Genomic DNA, 16,965 nt, shown 5'->3' with positions numbered 1-16,965 from the left:
AAACACCGTTATCTGGAGTTTTTCCGGATTGTATTTTCGAGCATATCCCACATCGCTTCCGGGATCTGATCGAGAAGGTTAAATTGTCCCGCCCCCTTGAGCCACTCACCACCGTCTATGGTGATGACCTCTCCGTTGAGATAGGCGGCAAAATCGGATACGAGGTAGGCTGCCAGGTTAGCGAGTTCCTGGTGTTCTCCCACGCGTTTCAGCGGAACTTTCCTGGCCAGGTCGAATTTTTCCTTGAGTTCTCCGGGGAGTAAACGGTCCCATGCTCCTTTGGTAGGGAAGGGCCCGGGAGCAATGGCATTAAAACGGATACCGTATTTGGCCCATTCTACAGCAAGGCTTCGTGTCATGGCCAGTACACCGGCTTTAGCGGTAGCGCTGGGCACAACATAGGCCGAACCTGTCCAGGAATAGGTAGTGACAATGTTGAGTACAACCGTATTTTGTTGTTTGCCGGCTATCCAGTGCTTTCCGAAAGCAAGAGTGCAGTTTTTGCTGCCTTTCAGTACGATGTCTATTATAGTATCGAAAGCATTGGCCGATAATCTTTCGGTAGGAGAGATAAAATTCCCGGCTGCATTGTTGAGCAGCACATCGACTTGCCCGAAGTTGTCCAGGACTTGTTTCAGCATAGCTTCGACCTGATCGTAATGCCGGACGTCGCAGGCTACGGGAAGGCAGGTACCCCCGGTCTCATCTTCGAGTTCCCTGGCCGTATGTTGCAGTTTTTCCAGGTCGCGGGATGTAATGGCCACACGGGCCCCGAGCTCGAGGAAGTATTTTGTCATGGCCTTGCCAAGGCCACTGCCGCCGCCGGTAACTACGATGTTTTTTCCTTTAAGCGCATCGTCGCGAAGCATTTTGTCGGTGTACATGATAGCTGTGTTTTTCGTAAAGATACAAAATTTAGTATGCGTGCATAGTAACCAATACGTTAAAAAGTTTTCCCGTGCATGGTATTTAGATCGTGTGATCCGGAACGGTTTACGAGTGCATTTGTATCAGAATCTCCAGCATTTGTATGGCTGCATCGCTGATCCTGGTTCCGGGGCCGAAAACAGCTATGGCTCCGGCATCAAAAAGAAAATCGTAGTCCTGTGCGGGGATCACACCGCCGACGATAACGAGGATATCTTCGCGTCCGTAAGCTTTTAAGGCTTCGATAACCTGGGGCACCAGGGTTTTGTGCCCTGCGGCGAGTGAGGAAACCCCCAGGATGTGCACATCGTTTTCCACGGCTTGTTTGGCCGCTTCGGCGGGTGTCTGGAACAAGGGGCCTATGTCTACGTCAAAGCCTACATCGGCATAGCCCGTAGCTACGACTTTGGCTCCGCGATCGTGACCGTCCTGTCCCATTTTGGCGATCATGATCCGCGGTCTTCGCCCTTCCAGTGCGGCAAACTCATCGGCCAGTTGTCTGGCTTTTTCGAAACTCCGATCGTTCTTTATTTCTTTGGAATACACCCCGGTAAAAGATTGAATTCTGGCTTTATGTCTGCCGAAAACAGCACTGAGCGCATCACTGATCTCTCCGAGTGTCGCCCGGTGCCTTGCAGCATGAACGGCTAAATCTAATAAATTTCCTTCACCTGTACGGGCACATGCGCTTATTTTTTCGAGCGCAGCTTTCACCTGTCGGGTATCGCGCTCCGTCTTTATTTTTTCCAGTCGCTCTACCTGTTGTTTTCTTACGGTCTGATTATCTACTTCGAGGATGTGGAGGGGATCTTCTTTTTTCAGACGGTATTTATTGACACCTACAATAATATCCTGCCCGCTGTCTATACGGGCCTGTTTGCGGGCGGCGGCTTCTTCGATACGCATTTTCGGGATCCCGGCTTCGATGGCTTTTGTCATTCCGCCGAGCGCTTCGACTTCTTCGATGAGTTTCCAGGCCTGTTGCGCTATCCGGTCCGTAAGATACTCGACGTAATAGCTTCCGGCCCAGGGATCGACCGTGCGGGTAATCCCGGTCTCTTCCTGGAGGTATAACTGCGTATTCCGGGCTATCCTGGCAGAAAAATCGGTGGGTAATGCAATGGCTTCGTCAAGCGCATTGGTGTGGAGCGATTGTGTACCTCCGAATACGGCTGCTGATGCCTCGATACAGGTACGGGCAACATTGTTGAAAGGATCCTGTTCGGTCAGGCTCCATCCGCTGGTCTGGCAGTGGGTACGCAGCGAAAGTGATTTTTCGTTTTTCGGGCCAAACTGTTTAACGAGCTTTGCCCAAAGCATCCGCCCGGCCCGCATTTTGGCAATTTCCATAAAGTGATTCATCCCGATGGCCCAGAAAAAGGAAAGGCGGGGGGCAAAGGTGTCGATATCCATCCCTGCCTGGAGCCCCGTGCGGATATACTCAAGCCCGTCAGCCAGGGTATAGGCCAGTTCGATATCGGCAGTAGCCCCGGCTTCCTGCATGTGGTATCCGGAGATGCTGATGCTGTTGAACCTCGGCATGTTTTTGCTGGTGTACCCGAAAATATCCGCAATGATCTTCATGGAGGGACCTGGCGGATAGATATAGGTATTCCTAACCATAAACTCCTTGAGAATATCGTTTTGTATGGTTCCGGATAGTTGTTTCGGAGATACGCCCTGCTCTTCGGCTACTACGATATAAAAAGCCATAACAGGCAGTACCGCACCGTTCATGGTCATGGATACGGACATCTGATCGAGAGGAATCCGGTCAAACAATATTTTCATGTCTTCCACCGAATCTATGGCTACTCCGGCTTTTCCCACATCGCCAACCACACGTTCGTGATCGCTGTCGTACCCGCGATGGGTGGCCAGATCAAAAGCGACCGAAAGTCCTTTCTGTCCGGCAGCGAGATTACGGCGGTAGAAGGCGTTGCTCTCTTCGGCAGTGGAGAACCCGGCATATTGTCTTATCGTCCATGGACGTGAGACATGCATGGTACTGTAAGGACCCCGCAGAAAAGGCGGAATTCCGGCTGCAAAACGGAGATGCCCGGTATCCCTGAGGTCTTTTTTCGTGAACTCCGGCTTTACTTCAATGCCTTCGGCAAAGGTATGGTGCGCTCCGGAAGCCGTTGGTTTGTCTTCCGGATATGATAGTGTGATATGTTGAAGATTTTTTCTTTTCATGGGTAATGTCGGTCTTTGTATTACACATAATGATCCCCCTTTTTTCCGGTGGCTTCCAATAATATCTGTTACCGGGATATTACAGCTTGAGTGTTCCGGACGGACGAAACCTTAATCGTTGTTCTTTTGTTCCCGTGCCAGGCGTTCCTGTTCGGTCTTTTCGGCCAACCTTCTTTCTGTAACCGGTTCGATCAGTGTTTTTCTCGGCCTGGTTTTGATAAAGGGGAACAATTCCAGTGCTCCGGTCATCCGGTCGTCGGGGTTTCGATAGGTGTTGGTACCTATCAGTACATGCTGTCCTTCATCGAACAACTGCTGTTCCGTACGGGCACTTTCTTTTATTTTTTTCTGAATGGTATGGTCTTTCAGTTGTTGCAGAAAGCCCCCGCCGGCTTCGATCTGTTTAAAGATATCGAGGGCTTTTTCCGATATCCTGTTGGTGATGTCTTCGATGTAATAAGCCCCGTCTGCCGGATTGGATACTTTGTCGAAATAACTCTCGTTTTTCAGGATAAGAAGCTGGTTACGGGCTATGCGTTCTGAAAACTCGTTGTCTTTGTGGTAGATGGAGTCATAAGGGAGGTTGCAAATAGTGTCGGCACCACCGAGAATGGCACTCATACATTCGGTGGTAGTCCGCAGCATATTGACATTGTAATCGTAAAGCGTTTTATTTCGTCGGGTAGGGAAGGCCAGGATATGACATTCGGTCTTTATCCCGTACTGCCGGCTCAGTGTGTGCCATAAAATTCTAAGGGCACGTAATTTAGCGATCTCGAAGAAGTAATCGGAACCTATGGCAGTTTTAAAAACAACAGTCCTGCCGTCCAGTGCCGTTGTGGTTTCCGGCAGGTTGAGATATTCATTGATATGGGCCATGGCATAGGCCAGTTGTTGCACGATATTAGCCCCTGCATTCTGATACAGGGAGAGATCTGTAGTGATCACGCTACTGAGTTTTTCTCCCGATCCTATGGTCTGCAGGAAAAGATCACGATCTTTTTCGAAGGTGTAGAACCAGTTGCCGCTCCGGGCGAGGTTGCCTATGGTATCGTTGTGCAGGTAAACCTTTGAAAAGCCGGAAAGCTGCTCCTGTGATTTCCTGGTAAAATCCGGACTCAGAAACAGGGGTTGGATATGCAGGGATACCCCGGTAGCGGGGAGCTGACCGAGCAGGGCGGAAAGATCGGTATCCTCGGAAGGCACAGTAAACCAAAGGCTTTCCGCACCGCGGTCGATGGCATGTATCGCTTTTTTGGCGGCCATTTCTTCATTTCCGGCGTATATCCTCTGCCCGGTTTTCCAGCTTCCGGACTTCTTGAGGCCGGCATGTACCGGTATAGCATCGTCCGGGTGGTAAAAAGGCCTGATATCGATACCTTCGGCGGCTTTTGAGAGTAATGTACTGTATTCTGCCCCCTTGAGATCAAATTGGATTTTTTGTTTCCACATCTTGGCGGAAACTTCGGGGAACTCGTCAAACAGAAGTTTATGCATGCCTGTACTGGTTTTATGTCCTTAAAAAGCAAGGGAAAATCCCACTCCGTATTTAAGGACTATTTCGGAGCTTTATGACGGAGCCACCCCGATGGACTTACCCGTTTTAAGCCGTTATGTGGTCCGGTTCCCGATCGTTACGGAAACTATTCCTTTTTCTTTTTTTTCTTTTTCCAAGCAATGCTGTCCTGCTTCTCTATAATATAGATCTCCTCGTCGTCTTTCTTGAAATAGTATTCTTCCCGGGCAAATTTTTCTATATTACGATCTTCTTTAAGGTTGTCGATAACCTTTTTGTCTTCGCTGATCTCTTTTTGCAGGTACTCTTTTTGCTTTTGCAATTTATCAATTTCTTTTTCGAGTTCCATGTGTGTAAGCAGGGAATTGGTATCGAAAAAGATCATCCACACCGCAAAGACCGTCAATACAATAACATAAATATTACTGAAGAATGAAAACCACCTGTTCGTTCGTATTTTTTTTATAAAATTCATCCGCTATGAATATAAAAGGTTCCTGCTTATGCGATCTTATCTACGCCGTTCGGAAGCGGTTTTGCGTTCCGGGCGCAGGGGGTGTCTTCTTCAACCGGCTTTTCAGGCCAGTTTCTCGTTGATAATAGTTCGTACTATACCAACTGCCACGGTATTGTATTTATTGTTCGGGATTATGATATCTGCAAATTCTTTTGTCGGTTCGATAAATTGCTGGTGCATGGGTTTGAGCGTATTCTGGTAACGGTTCAATACTTCGTCCAGGTCTCTTCCGCGCTCGTTGATATCTCTTTTTAAACGACGGATCAGGCGCTCGTCCGAATCGGCGTGAACGAATATTTTAATATCAAACATATCCCTTATCTCGGGATGTGTGAGAATAAGGATACCCTCCACGATCATCACTTTTCGCGGATGGGTCAGCACCGTATCTTTGGTTCGGTTGTGCTTTACAAAAGAGTAGACCGGCTGATGCACGGGTTCGCCCTCTTTTAAAGTTTTCAGGTGATTTACCAGGAGATCGAAATCGATGGCCCTGGGGTGATCAAAGTTTATTTTGGTCCGCTCTTCATAAGACAGGTGCGATGTGTCTTTATAGTAGGAATCCTGTGAAATAACACCTACTTCATTTTCCGGTAATTCGTCGATGATCTGGTTAACAACGGTGGTTTTGCCGCAACCCGTTCCACCGGCGATTCCTATGATTAACATGAACTGTTTTGTTTTTCGGCAAATTTAACGAAAGCAACTTAAAAATGTCAGTGACTTCACAAAAATAAGTACCACGGGCGGAAATGTATCTCCGGATACAGGAAGAGAGGGACCCGGAACGTCCGGGAAAAACAGGGTGCAGAAATAAAGCAGGCAGGAACCGGAAGTTAAAAAACCGGCTCCTGTTTTCCTTATATCAGAGGAGTTTAAACTCCGTAGCGTATTTTATGATTGCTGTCATGTTATTGACATCAAATTTTTCCATGAGATTTTTCCGGTGTGTTTCCACGGTATAAGGACTGATAAAGAGTTTTTCCGCGATCTGGGCAGAGGTCATTCCCTCCGTAACCAGTTGCAGGATCTCCTTTTCCCTTCGGGTGATTTTCGGTATGAAATCGGGCCCTGTGGTATCCTGGTTATTGTATATGTCGCGGGTTTGCACACACATGTACAATTCGCCGTCTATCACTTTGTGAATGGCCTGTATGATTTCGTCTCCTATGGAGTTTTTGAGCACATATCCGTTGACCCCGTTTTGCAGGACACTGCTTATCACGGCTTTTTCATTGTGAACACTGAGTACGATGATTTTCAGTTCCGGGTAGGCATCTCGGATCTGTTTGCTGAGTTCGATACCACTGATATCCGGTAGGTTGATGTCCAGTAACAGAACATCCGGTTCTTCTTTGACCAGGGCTTCCAGGGTGTCTTTGCCATTCTGGTAAACACCGGTTAACGAAATTTCATCCCGGGTAGCGAGGAGGTTCTTTATGCCTTCCTGTACAATAGGATGATCGTCTGTAATATATACTTTTATCATTGTTCTGGTTTTTGCCTTTCCGGTAGCGGAAATGTGTATAATTAATGCCCGTATTTCGTAGGCGAATATACGATACAAATCGCTTTTCGGGCATCCCGGGTTTCAGGTATTTTTTCAGGGTATCCGGGAAACAGTTGTTACGTACCGGAGACTTTTTCTGTCTGTGCAGCTTCGTGGTGCCGGGAGTATAGATCATCCCACCGGGTAAGTGCTGTCATAATGGGGATAAGGGCTTTGCCTTTTTCCGTAAGATGATATTCTACCCTGGGAGGGATTTCTTTAAATTCCTGCCGCAGGATGATTTCGTCATGTTCCAGTTCCCTGAGCATGTCGGTAAGTACCTTCCTGGAAATATGTCCTATGGAGGCATGAAGTTGCCCGAAACGTGCTTTCCGGTCCCGCAGCGTATAGATGATAATCGGTTTCCACTTGGAGCCGAGAATGGCCATAGAACGTTGTATAGGGCAATTGCTGTACTTTAATATATCGTTTTTCATATCGGGTATCTCCTTATTGTTGGGGGTCATAGTTACCTTATAGTTACCACAAAAAACTATCATTAGTTACAAAAGTAAACTATTAGTGTTAGTTTTGTATGGATTTTTTGATTTAACACTTTAAAGAAGAGAAGAAAATGGCTATAGATAGTTTGTTTGAACCTTTTGTATATAATGGACTAAGATTGAGTAACCGCTTTGTTATGGCCCCGATGACCAGGGCTTTTTCCACGGATGGTGTTCCGGGAGAGGATGTTGCCGATTACTATAGGCGAAGGGCCCTCGGAGGGATAGGACTTATTTTAACGGAGGGTACGGTCATTGATCGTCCGGCATCTAAAAACATGAGGGATATTCCCGATTTTTACGGAGAGGAAGCACTTCGGGGATGGAAACGTGTGGTGGAGGATGTACATGCCGCTCACGGAAAGATAGCCCCGCAGTTGTGGCACGTAGGGAATACCAAAGCCGGAAAATGGTTGCCGGATGCTCCGCTGGAAAGTCCGGATACCATGTCGGTTGCGGATATCGAAAAAACGATAGAAGCTTTTGCCGCGTCTGCACGTCATGCCAAAGAGCTCGGGTTTGATGCCCTCGAAATCCATGGAGCTCACGGGTACCTGATCGACCAGTTTTTCTGGGAAGGGACGAATCATAGGACAGATGATTACGGTGGAAAAAGTATCGGGGAACGGAGCAGGTTTGGTCGTGAGGTCGTAAAAGCCGTGCGGAAAGCCGTTGGCCCGGAGATGGTGATCATACTGCGTATTTCGCAATGGAAACAACAGGATTATTCCGTAAAACTCGCGTATACCCCGGAAGAAATGGAAGCGTGGATCGCTCCGCTTACGGAAGCAGGAGTGGATATTTTTCACGGTTCGCAACGCAGGTACTGGGAACCCGAATTTGAAGGATCGGATCTCAATTTTGCCGGCTGGCTCAAAAAAGTTTCGGGACAACCGACTATTACAGTGGGGTCCGTAGGACTTTCAGGAGATTTTCTGGGAGCCTGGAGCGGGGAAGGAGCATCAGCAACCGGAATGGACGAACTCGTACGAAGATATGAACGCGGGGACTTCGACCTGGTGGCCGTAGGGCGTTCTGTCTTACAGGATCCGGAATGGGTTCGTAAGGTACAGGCACACCGTTTTGAGGAGATCGAAGCATTTGATGCCTCGAGTCTTCAAAAACTTTATTAGACAGACCTGTGATGGCAAAAAAGAAGGAGGGGCGTTTGCCCCTCCTTCTTTATTTTTATATGATACTTTTTTAGTTATTCCGCATTCCACCACACCCTGGTATTCCAGGTGTCACCTCCCATGTTGGTGATCGCCTGTTGCAGGTTCTCCGGGTTTGTGGTACTTTCCGTACTGGGATAGGGCTGCCTTACGGGGATCATACCGTTCGAGAAATTCCCGGTATAATTGACAGGCGTCAATTCCGGGTATCCCGATCTTTTCCAGTTGTTCCAGGCTTCGTTATAATTGGCCAGCAAACCTGTAGTGGCCCAGAGCTGTTCGTTGATCATTTTCAGTGCATTGTCATCACTGCTGATGTCCAGCGGATTTGCTGAGGCATATTCGGAAATATCTTCGGAAGAGACCTGCAAACCGTTGAATTTATTCAGGGCTTGCATGGCGCCGGTAACTCCGTTGGCATAGTATTCCGCAGCGGTGAGTGTGGTGTTGTATCCGCCCCGTATTGCGGCATCCGCAAGGAGAAGCTGTACTTCGGCATAGGTCAGTACAAATATGGTTGCATCGCGATTTCTGTAAATGGCGGTGGGCCTGGAGTACGCGCCTATGGGAGTGATGTCATCACCGGACCCGGTGCCCCCGGGATAATCGGGTTCGTTGGAAATATCGGTAGCTCCGCCCTTCATGTCATAACCATTGGGCATGCCTTGTTGCTGAGCGGGAGTGTTATCCCCTTCGAGAGAGATATCCGTATTGGCCTTCAGACCGGCCTCGGGAATTTCCGCAACTACGGCAAGTCTCGGGTCATCCGTTGCCTGAAGATAATCGATCATGGTTTTGGACCATCGTACTTCGTAAAGGTCACCTACAATTCGCAATGCATTGGCATTACTGTTGGAATAGCCGTTTGTTTCGTCGGAAGGGAGCACGGCCTCATCGTTTGCCGATTCGAAAACACCTCCTGCTATTGCCTTATTAGCGTATTCTACGGATAAAACGGGATTTACATTGACGAGCCTCATGGCTAATTTGAGCATGAGGGAATATCCGAATTTCTTCCACTGATCGAGATCTCCGTCATAAAACACATCATTGGTAATGTCATCCTGTGAAGGATCGATGGCCAGTATGGCAGCTTCCAGGTCGGACAGCATTACGGGGTAGAGGTCCTGCTGCCTGTCATAAGCAGGACGGGTCGTTCCTCCTTCCGCATTTAATGCCTCACTATAGGGGATATCTCCGTAAATATCCGATACATAGGAGAGGCACAATACCTTCATGATATCTCCTACGGCAATCAGGTTGGGCATGCCTTTTTCTTCGGCAAGAGATTGCATCTGTGCTATTCGCGAAGCCGCTTCGTATCCCTGGTTCCAGGCTCCCTGTATGTAAGAATTGGTACTGCCGGACATTACGTATTTGTCGGCATTGGAATAATAGTTGGCTTCTCCTGTAGAAGTCGATGCCATAACCTGGACCCACATGCTCTGAAAAAGGATGGGGCCGGTATACCCGGTAGTCAGATTTCCATAATTATAGGATACGGTCGGGAGTATGAGGTTAGGATCGAAAAGTTCCTTGTCGGCATTATTGGGATCGGTATTGACGTCGGCAAAATCACTGTCGCATGCCGTAAGGGACAGGAGCGTTATGACGAAAAATATATGGATGTGTTTTTTCATGATCAGTTAAGTTTAAAGTTGATGTTCATACCTATGGAACGGGTGGAAGGAAGGCTTGTCCCTTCGATACCGGTATAGCTGATCGTAGATCCGAAATTGGATTCGGGGTCGATGTTATCTGCTTTTCGCATCAGGAAAAAGAGATTTCGTGCCACGAGTGAAATATTAACGCCTTTGAGAACCGGCATTTTTTCGAAAGCTTTCTCCGGGAAGGTGTACCCGATAGACAGTTGCCGGAGTTTGATAAAATCTCCGTCCACCACACTGGTCTTGGTAACATTCTGTACCAGCGCCTGATAATAACTTTCGGCTGATGCGGTGATACCGTTGGTGGTAATACCGTTTTCGCGTCCTGCCAGCGTGCTTTTATTGAGACCCCGGAACTGGGAGTAATATTCTGTCGCCGACAAGACTTTATTCCCGAAATTGTAATCGATCAGAAAGGAAAGGTTAAAATTCTTATACCTGAATTCGTTATTCCATCCCCCGTACAGGTTGGGAAGGACACTTCCCCAGGTAGTCAGCTCACCTCGGACTGGAAGCCCTGCGCCGTCCACTTCGATATTTCCGTTAGCGTCATAGGCATAGTCGTAAGCCATGATCTGAGGTCCCGATTTGCCCACGACATAAGCGGTTACCGCATTTCCGAGGGTAGCTCTGTTCTGTCCGAGTGTTATGGGGTTATTGTCATTGTCTGTTTGTAAAACCTTGTTTTTGACGGAAGTCAGGTTAACGGAAGTCTGCCAGGTGAAATTTTCATTCCTTACGGGCATCCCGGTAACAAGAACCTCCAATCCCTTGTTCTGTGTAGATCCCGTAGCGACCCAGCCCTTGTTGAATCCGGAGGTAATACTCAGATTGGTCTGCAGGATTTCATCATGCGTCTTTTTATCGAAATAGGCGATATCGAAAGTAAGCCGGTTACTGAAAAAATTAAGCTCCAGACCAAATTCCATTTCACTGGTCGTAAAAGGTTTCAGATTGGCATTAGGCAATTGCAGAGGTGAGGATCCTGTAGGAACGCCGGCATAAGAGTTACCGGAAGTATAATAGAACTGGTTCTGGTATGGTTCCGATGGTTCACCACTGGTTACGGCATACGAGGCCCGCAGTTTTCCGAAACTCAAGGTTTCCGAATTTAAAAGTTCACTGAAAATAAAGGCACCGGTTACAGAAGGAGAAAACAGGCTGTTGTCCGATTGCTGTGGTGCGGATAAGGTGGAATATACATCATAGCGTCCCGTGGTGGTCAGGGTAAGGAAGTCTTTATAGCCCATCCCCAGGGAATAGTATGCGGAATGTACTTCTCTCTCGTTGTACTGGTAATCCCTACTGAAATTTTTCACATTGGTAGGAGAGTAGAGATAAGGAAGTACAAACTCGGTCCCGCCGACACTGACCAGTTCGAATTTGTTTTTTCTGAGATTGGCCCCGGCCAGTGCATCCAGTTCGAAGTCTTCGGATAATTTAACGGTAGCACCAAAAATACCGTCTATATTGAGTTCGGAACGTTCGGATTGTCCTTTGGCATTGAGGTTACCCGCCATTTCGTTGGTATAGGCGAGCCCGGTAGGATCTACACTGAAAAACTTATCGTTGGACACGTCGTTTCCGAGACGTACCATAGCATAGATCTCCGGGGTAAAACTATATTTTGTACTGAGTACGGAAATGGTACGTTTTCGGGTAAGGTCATTCACACCCTGGTTGATAATAAAGTACGGGTTGGTGACATAGGCATCATCGCTGAAAACAATCTCATTCCCGGTTACAGTATCGTATCCCGGAGCATATATGTTATGGTTGACATTGGGCGCCAGAAACAGGAAGTTATTCGGGTTTTTTGGGCCGTCACTCAAAAAGGGAATATTGTCCGATCGCTGATCGATGTAATTCACCATTGCGGATATATTGAGTTTGTCTGTAATGTTCTGATCGGCATTCAGAGTGATGGTATTTCGTTTTATGTCACTGCTGGGGACTATGGATTCGGAAGTCAGGTTGGACATGGACAGCCTGAAAGACCCGTTTTCCGTCCCTTTGGAAACAGACACGCTGTTGGTGATATTGGTTCCGGTTCTGTAAAAGCTCAGGTAATTGTTGTTGGTAGGGGCATAGGTGTACTGGTTTCCATCATAACCGATAACATTGCTGCCATCCAGTCGTCCTCCCCAGGCAAATCTGGCCGTTGTACGTGCATTGGCTGCCGTGGTGGGTTTCGCACCTCCGGTACCCTGCCCGTATACCTTCTGGAAATCGGTGAGATCCACCGGGTTTTCCATCATCATGTTCAGTGTGTAGTTCAAGGCCCAGTCATCTCCTTTTTTTCCTTTCTTGGTAGTGATGAGGATAACACCGTTTGAGGCTCTTGCACCGTACAGTGCGGAAGCAGACTGACCTTTGAGTACGGTCATTTTTTCGATGTCGTCAGGGTTGAGGTTCCCGATACCGTCACCGTTGTCGCCACCACCGTATTCCCCGGCCCCTCCTCTTTGGGTATTGTCCATGGGAATACCATCTATAACATATAGTGGAGACCCCGTACCACTGATACTCGGCAGTCCCCGGAGCGTTACTTTGGCTGTCCCGCCGGGACCACTGCTGGTTCCTTTGACGACCAGACCGGCAACACGCCCGCTCAGAGAGTTGGCTACGTTGACTTCCCGGGCCTTATTAAAGTCATCACTGTCCACTTCGGTTACCGCATAACCCAGTTTTTTTCGTTCTTTATTGATACCCAGTGCGGTTACAACAACTTCACTGAGTTGTTCCGTACTTTCTTCCAGAGCGGTATCTATTGTGGTATTTGCGCCCACCGGTACTTCTTTGGTCGTATATCCGAGGGTCGAAAATACCAGTACACCGTTTTCCGGAATCTGGTTTATGGTGTAATTACCATCAAAATCGGTGGATGTACCGTTACTCGTTCCCTTGAGTACCACATTCACACCGGGGAGGGGAAGTCCGTCAACGGCACTGGTCACTGTTCCTGTAATGGTCTTGTCTTGTGCCCATACGGACGGAGCCGATAACAGGAGCGTAAATAGCACAAGTACTGAAGCTTTGTTGAACATTAATTGAAGATTTAGAGTTAATTTTATTTTTGTTTAACATCCGATTTGTATAAATATTGTTATTTTTTTCTTAAAATCTATAATTTTTCGACAAATAACAATAGGCAATAGCTCAATAGTGAATTTTTAAGTGAATTTGTGGTTGGTTTGTATTATATTGTTTTTTAGTGTCTTATAAAGGATGTTGCTATCTGAAAAGTTGTTGATGTCATAATTTGATAAATATTAGGATCAGTTGGTTAAAAAAAAGATGTTTTTGCATGTTTCAGACTTTATATACGAAATCATATCAAAAATGGTTTTTTGTTGACGCAGAAAAAATTGTGATACTTTGTTTTTTCGGGATGCAGAAAGCGTATGGTTTGCCTGAGTGGAGCGTGAATAAAATCTCAGTATCAAAGTAATACCGAAGCCGAAATAAAAAGCCAAAAAAATGTTTTGGCAAAATGAAAAAGCTTTCTATATTTGCATCCGCTTAGGAGAAATGGCAGAGTGGTCGAATGCGGCGGTCTTGAAAACCGTTGAGGGTCACACCTCCGGGGGTTCGAATCCCTCTTTCTCCGCCAAGGCAATGAATGCCCCGACATCAGTCGGGGTATTTTTGTTTGTGGATATGCCAAGTTTGTTTGAGCAATAATCACAAACAGAAATTATAAGGGAGTGTAGCGAATCGCATTCATTGCTTTACAACCTATCTCACAAGGGATAGCTGCGGTAATGTGTTTGGGAAATAGGAGATACAGCTAATCCCAATACACTATTTTTGTGCAATGCTTCTCCGGGGGGATTAATAACTTGCTAAAACACCTATGTAGATCAAAATGCTTATATTCGGATTCCGATGAACCATCCGTTTATAGTATACTTGAAAAACAAAACATCTTCACAGTTCGAATACAAAAGAGATGTTTCATCTGTCATCCAAACAGATAGAGGATATCTTATCACGTTCAGCAAAGGAAAAAGTTATACCTATGGAACGGACAAAGTACGCTACTATCCATTTGTGTCGACACGTGAAGACGTGCGTATATACGAGAATGGTAAATTGAATAAGAGGTATAATACGGTTGATAACTATGGTCGATATTTGATTTTTCGAAATGGCGATAATTGTTCTTATCCAATTGAAAACAATGCCGATATAGAAATCAGTGATACAAAAAAGAATGTCGGTCAAACAGAATCGGTCATCAATTATTTTAAAAGGATACTGAAAGAAAATAATGACGTATCATTTGATATTCCAATTGAGGAGACAGATAATAAAAACCCAAATCAAATAAGCTCCGAGATATTACTCAAGGCACTTGAGGATATAGATATATTGGATTTAAGGTCAGCTCTATCCAAATACATCGATGGCGTCAATCCTTCTATGGAATCTCCAAACGAGGGGTTAATTTATCCTTTCGGCTGCAATGAGAGCCAAAAACTGGCAGTTGAGACCACTCTTAGCCATAGTATAAGTATAATAGAAGGCCCTCCGGGTACAGGAAAAACACAAACTATACTAAATGTTATTGCCAATCTTATCTTACAAAATAAAACTGTTGCAATTGTCTCGAACAATAATTCTGCAGTATTCAATGTACGGGAGAAGTTAGCTAAATACGGCTATGGAATGGTTGTGGCTTCACTTGGAAATAACGACAACAAAGCTTTATTCTTCGATAATCTTGAAGAACAAATAGTGCATCAAGATTTTAAGGTTTCGGAAGAGCGATTAACAAACCTGAAAAATGAAGTTCGGAGTCTGGACTCTATACTCACCACATGTTTTCAGTACCGAAATAAATTAGCTGTTCTGAAAACAAAATTGTCAGATGCTGAAATAGAGTTTGGCCATATAAAAACAGAACAGCCACTCGATCAGAATATAAAATCAGTACTTGACAAGAAATTTTACCGTAAATGGACTGCTAACAAAACTTTAAAATTAAAAGATTTATTATCGGTCGTCGACGTAGAAAGCCAGTTGTCCATCATCCATAAGCTAAGGTTTATTCTGCAATATGGTTTATTTGACCTGAAGACTATTATTCAGTACAGCGAAGAGTTGCCTGTTTATGTCAACCATAAATTCTATGAATTATACATAGCAAACCTAAAAAATGAAATCTCGGGTACCGAAAACTGGTTAATGTCGAACGATGAAGAAATTAATCTTAAGCATTTTGTGGAGAGATCCAAAGCGGTGTTCAATGCCACTTTGTTCGAAAAATATAATCGTTTGGAGAAAGTTGAGTTTGCGATTGAAAATTATCGCAGCCAGTTTGATACATTTATAGAGCGTTATCCTGTAATTCTGAGTTCTACGCTCTCGTTACACACAAGCATTCCGAAAGGATATCTTTTTGATTACTTGATTATAGATGAGGCTTCACAGGTAGATATCATAAAATCTGCCGTATGCTTTTCATGCTGCCGAAATGCGATTGTAGTGGGAGATAGCATGCAACTTACTCACATTGTAGATAAACACAGTCAAGCAGCTGCGGAACAATTCCAAGCCGAGTACAATATTTCCGCTGTATACGATTATGTAAAGAAGAATATTTTGGACTCACTGAAAAATCTATATGGGGATAACATAAAGTCAGTATTATTAAAAGAACATTATCGATGCCATCCTACCATTATTGGGTTTTGCAACAAGAAGTATTACAATAATAATCTGGTCATTATGACTTCCTGGGACAATCATCCGTTTAGAATTGTTTATACAAACGTAGCTGGAAGAAGTGGTAATTACAACCAAAAACAGATTGACGAAACTGACGAATATATCCAAAAACGCAAATTCCACCACACGGAAGTCGGTGTTATTGCTCCCTATAGAAGCCATGCAGACAGATTACGAAAGCAATTACCCAATGGAACAGAAGCCGATACCATACATAAATTTCAGGGGCGTGAAAAGGATGTAGTTATATTCAACACCGTAAAGGCCGAGATAAATCCATTTATAGATAATCCAAATCTTATCAATGTAGCAGTATCTAGGGCAGTTAAAGAATTTATCGTTATAATGCCCAAGTCGATGAAACTTCCTCACGGAACAAACATCGGTGATCTGATACGCTATATACATTATACCTCAGATCCGAATGAAACAATAGTCAAAGGCAGTATCCGTTCTGTCTTCGACCTTTTGTACAAAGAGTATAATAGAGTCTTTATCTCGTTTTTTTCATCCAACAGAAACATAAAAGGATCCCCGGCAGAAATCATTATCTACAAGTTGTTGAATGAAAATATATTATTAAATAATGCCCAGTTTTCATCGATTGACCTGGTGAGGGAATATAGGCTAAGAGATCTTGTCCGAGATTTTCAGCCATTCTCAGAAGATGAGATTCGATTCATAAAGAAGAATTCAAGGATCGATTTTCTGTTGTATAACAAGATTGACAAAACCCCTGTCCTGGCTATAGAGGTTGATGGGGTGTCATTCCATAACAATGTATTGCAACAGGAAAGGGACAACAAAAAAAATCATATCTTGAAAACAATAGGTCTTCCATTACTTAGATTATCAACCGACGGACACAATGAGGAAGCGAGAATTATTGAAAAATTAAACGCTGCCATGAGACTACACTAATCATATATAACACCCGTTGTGCATTATAGTTTGAAAGACGTCATCCAAGCCCTGCTGAAGAATCTTTACTGACAGAAGGAGATGTTTCGACTACGTTCGACATAGCGTAAACAACGATTTTTATTCATAATGCACAACGGGTTATATAACGTATTAATTTTTAGAATACTGTTACCTTATCACGGCTAAAAACGTCAAAAGTAGTATCAGGTGTTCCACTGTCATCCCGTCAGCCTACAGTCTAAAGAAGAGGAGCTTCATTAT

The 16,965-nt window shown here is 45.2% G+C and carries 11 protein-coding genes and 1 tRNA gene; 3 read left to right on the top strand and 9 right to left on the bottom strand.

The window, feature by feature from the left end; translation table 11 throughout:
• Positions 1–8 precede the first annotated feature (8 nt).
• From BT112_RS00655 to BT112_RS00625, 7 genes are all read right to left on the bottom strand, one after another.
• Entirely contained in the window at positions 9–887 is an 879-nt protein-coding gene (locus BT112_RS00655) for an SDR family oxidoreductase (protein ID WP_072315367.1), read from the bottom strand.
• A 106-nt stretch (positions 888–993) separates the two neighbouring features.
• The gene (gene scpA, locus BT112_RS00650; protein ID WP_072315366.1) at positions 994–3,123 is read right to left on the bottom strand and encodes a methylmalonyl-CoA mutase; all 2,130 of its coding nucleotides are present in this window, start codon (positions 3,121–3,123) and stop codon (positions 994–996) included.
• Between the two features lie 111 nt (positions 3,124–3,234).
• Complete coding sequence (locus BT112_RS00645) at positions 3,235–4,620, bottom strand: methylmalonyl-CoA mutase subunit beta (protein ID WP_072315365.1); 1,386 nt, start codon at positions 4,618–4,620, stop codon at positions 3,235–3,237.
• Between the two features lie 146 nt (positions 4,621–4,766).
• On the bottom strand, positions 4,767–5,114 hold the full coding sequence (locus BT112_RS00640) for an FtsB family cell division protein (protein ID WP_072315364.1): 348 nt from the start codon (positions 5,112–5,114) through the stop codon (positions 4,767–4,769).
• A gap of 102 nt (positions 5,115–5,216) precedes the next feature.
• On the bottom strand, positions 5,217–5,825 hold the full coding sequence (gene udk, locus BT112_RS00635; RefSeq protein ID WP_072315363.1) for a uridine kinase: 609 nt from the start codon (positions 5,823–5,825) through the stop codon (positions 5,217–5,219).
• 196 nt (positions 5,826–6,021) lie between these two features.
• Positions 6,022–6,645, bottom strand: a complete 624-nt coding sequence (locus tag BT112_RS00630; RefSeq protein ID WP_072315540.1) for a response regulator — start codon at positions 6,643–6,645, stop codon at positions 6,022–6,024.
• 137 nt (positions 6,646–6,782) lie between these two features.
• Positions 6,783–7,142, bottom strand: a complete 360-nt coding sequence (locus BT112_RS00625; protein WP_072315536.1) for a winged helix-turn-helix transcriptional regulator — start codon at positions 7,140–7,142, stop codon at positions 6,783–6,785.
• Positions 7,143–7,279: 137 nt separating this feature from the next.
• On the opposite strand from BT112_RS00625, the gene BT112_RS00620 reads away from it, so the two are divergent.
• Positions 7,280–8,341: an NADH:flavin oxidoreductase gene (locus BT112_RS00620; RefSeq protein WP_072315362.1), complete on the top strand. Its 1,062-nt coding sequence runs from the start codon at positions 7,280–7,282 to the stop codon at positions 8,339–8,341.
• Positions 8,342–8,415: 74 nt separating this feature from the next.
• On the opposite strand, the gene BT112_RS00615 is transcribed toward BT112_RS00620, so the two are convergent.
• Together BT112_RS00615 and BT112_RS00610 are read right to left on the bottom strand one after the other, a co-directional pair.
• A complete protein-coding gene (locus BT112_RS00615; RefSeq protein ID WP_072315361.1) occupies positions 8,416–10,020 on the bottom strand; it encodes a SusD/RagB family nutrient-binding outer membrane lipoprotein in 1,605 nt (534 codons plus the stop codon).
• Between the two features lie 2 nt (positions 10,021–10,022).
• Positions 10,023–13,094: a SusC/RagA family TonB-linked outer membrane protein gene (locus BT112_RS00610; RefSeq protein ID WP_072315360.1), complete on the bottom strand. Its 3,072-nt coding sequence runs from the start codon at positions 13,092–13,094 to the stop codon at positions 10,023–10,025.
• Positions 13,095–13,572: 478 nt separating this feature from the next.
• On the opposite strand from BT112_RS00610, the gene BT112_RS00600 reads away from it, so the two are divergent.
• Positions 13,573–13,660: transfer RNA gene (locus BT112_RS00600), tRNA-Ser, on the top strand.
• A 299-nt stretch (positions 13,661–13,959) separates the two neighbouring features.
• Entirely contained in the window at positions 13,960–16,701 is a 2,742-nt protein-coding gene (locus tag BT112_RS00595; RefSeq protein ID WP_217652310.1) for an AAA domain-containing protein, read from the top strand.
• The last annotated feature ends 264 nt before the right edge of the window (positions 16,702–16,965 follow it).

Source organism: Sinomicrobium oceani (genome assembly GCF_900119185.1).
Taxonomy (GTDB): domain Bacteria; phylum Bacteroidota; class Bacteroidia; order Flavobacteriales; family Flavobacteriaceae; genus Sinomicrobium; species Sinomicrobium oceani.
This window is presented reverse-complemented; position numbering and strand designations above follow the sequence as displayed.

Bases quoted from the DNA above. Each gene is read 5' to 3' on its own strand.
- BT112_RS00610 (WP_072315360.1), bottom strand. From the start codon at position 13,094: ATGTTCAACAAAGCTTCAGTACTTGTGCTATTTACGCTCCTGTTATCG.
- BT112_RS00625 (WP_072315536.1), bottom strand. From the start codon at position 7,142: ATGAAAAACGATATATTAAAGTACAGCAATTGCCCTATACAACGTTCT.
- BT112_RS00615 (WP_072315361.1), bottom strand. From the start codon at position 10,020: ATGAAAAAACACATCCATATATTTTTCGTCATAACGCTCCTGTCCCTT.
- scpA (WP_072315366.1), bottom strand. From the start codon at position 3,123: ATGAAAAGAAAAAATCTTCAACATATCACACTATCATATCCGGAAGAC.
- udk (WP_072315363.1), bottom strand. From the start codon at position 5,825: ATGTTAATCATAGGAATCGCCGGTGGAACGGGTTGCGGCAAAACCACC.
- BT112_RS00640 (WP_072315364.1), bottom strand. From the start codon at position 5,114: ATGAATTTTATAAAAAAAATACGAACGAACAGGTGGTTTTCATTCTTC.
- BT112_RS00620 (WP_072315362.1), top strand. From the start codon at position 7,280: ATGGCTATAGATAGTTTGTTTGAACCTTTTGTATATAATGGACTAAGA.
- BT112_RS00645 (WP_072315365.1), bottom strand. From the start codon at position 4,620: ATGCATAAACTTCTGTTTGACGAGTTCCCCGAAGTTTCCGCCAAGATG.
- BT112_RS00630 (WP_072315540.1), bottom strand. From the start codon at position 6,645: ATGATAAAAGTATATATTACAGACGATCATCCTATTGTACAGGAAGGC.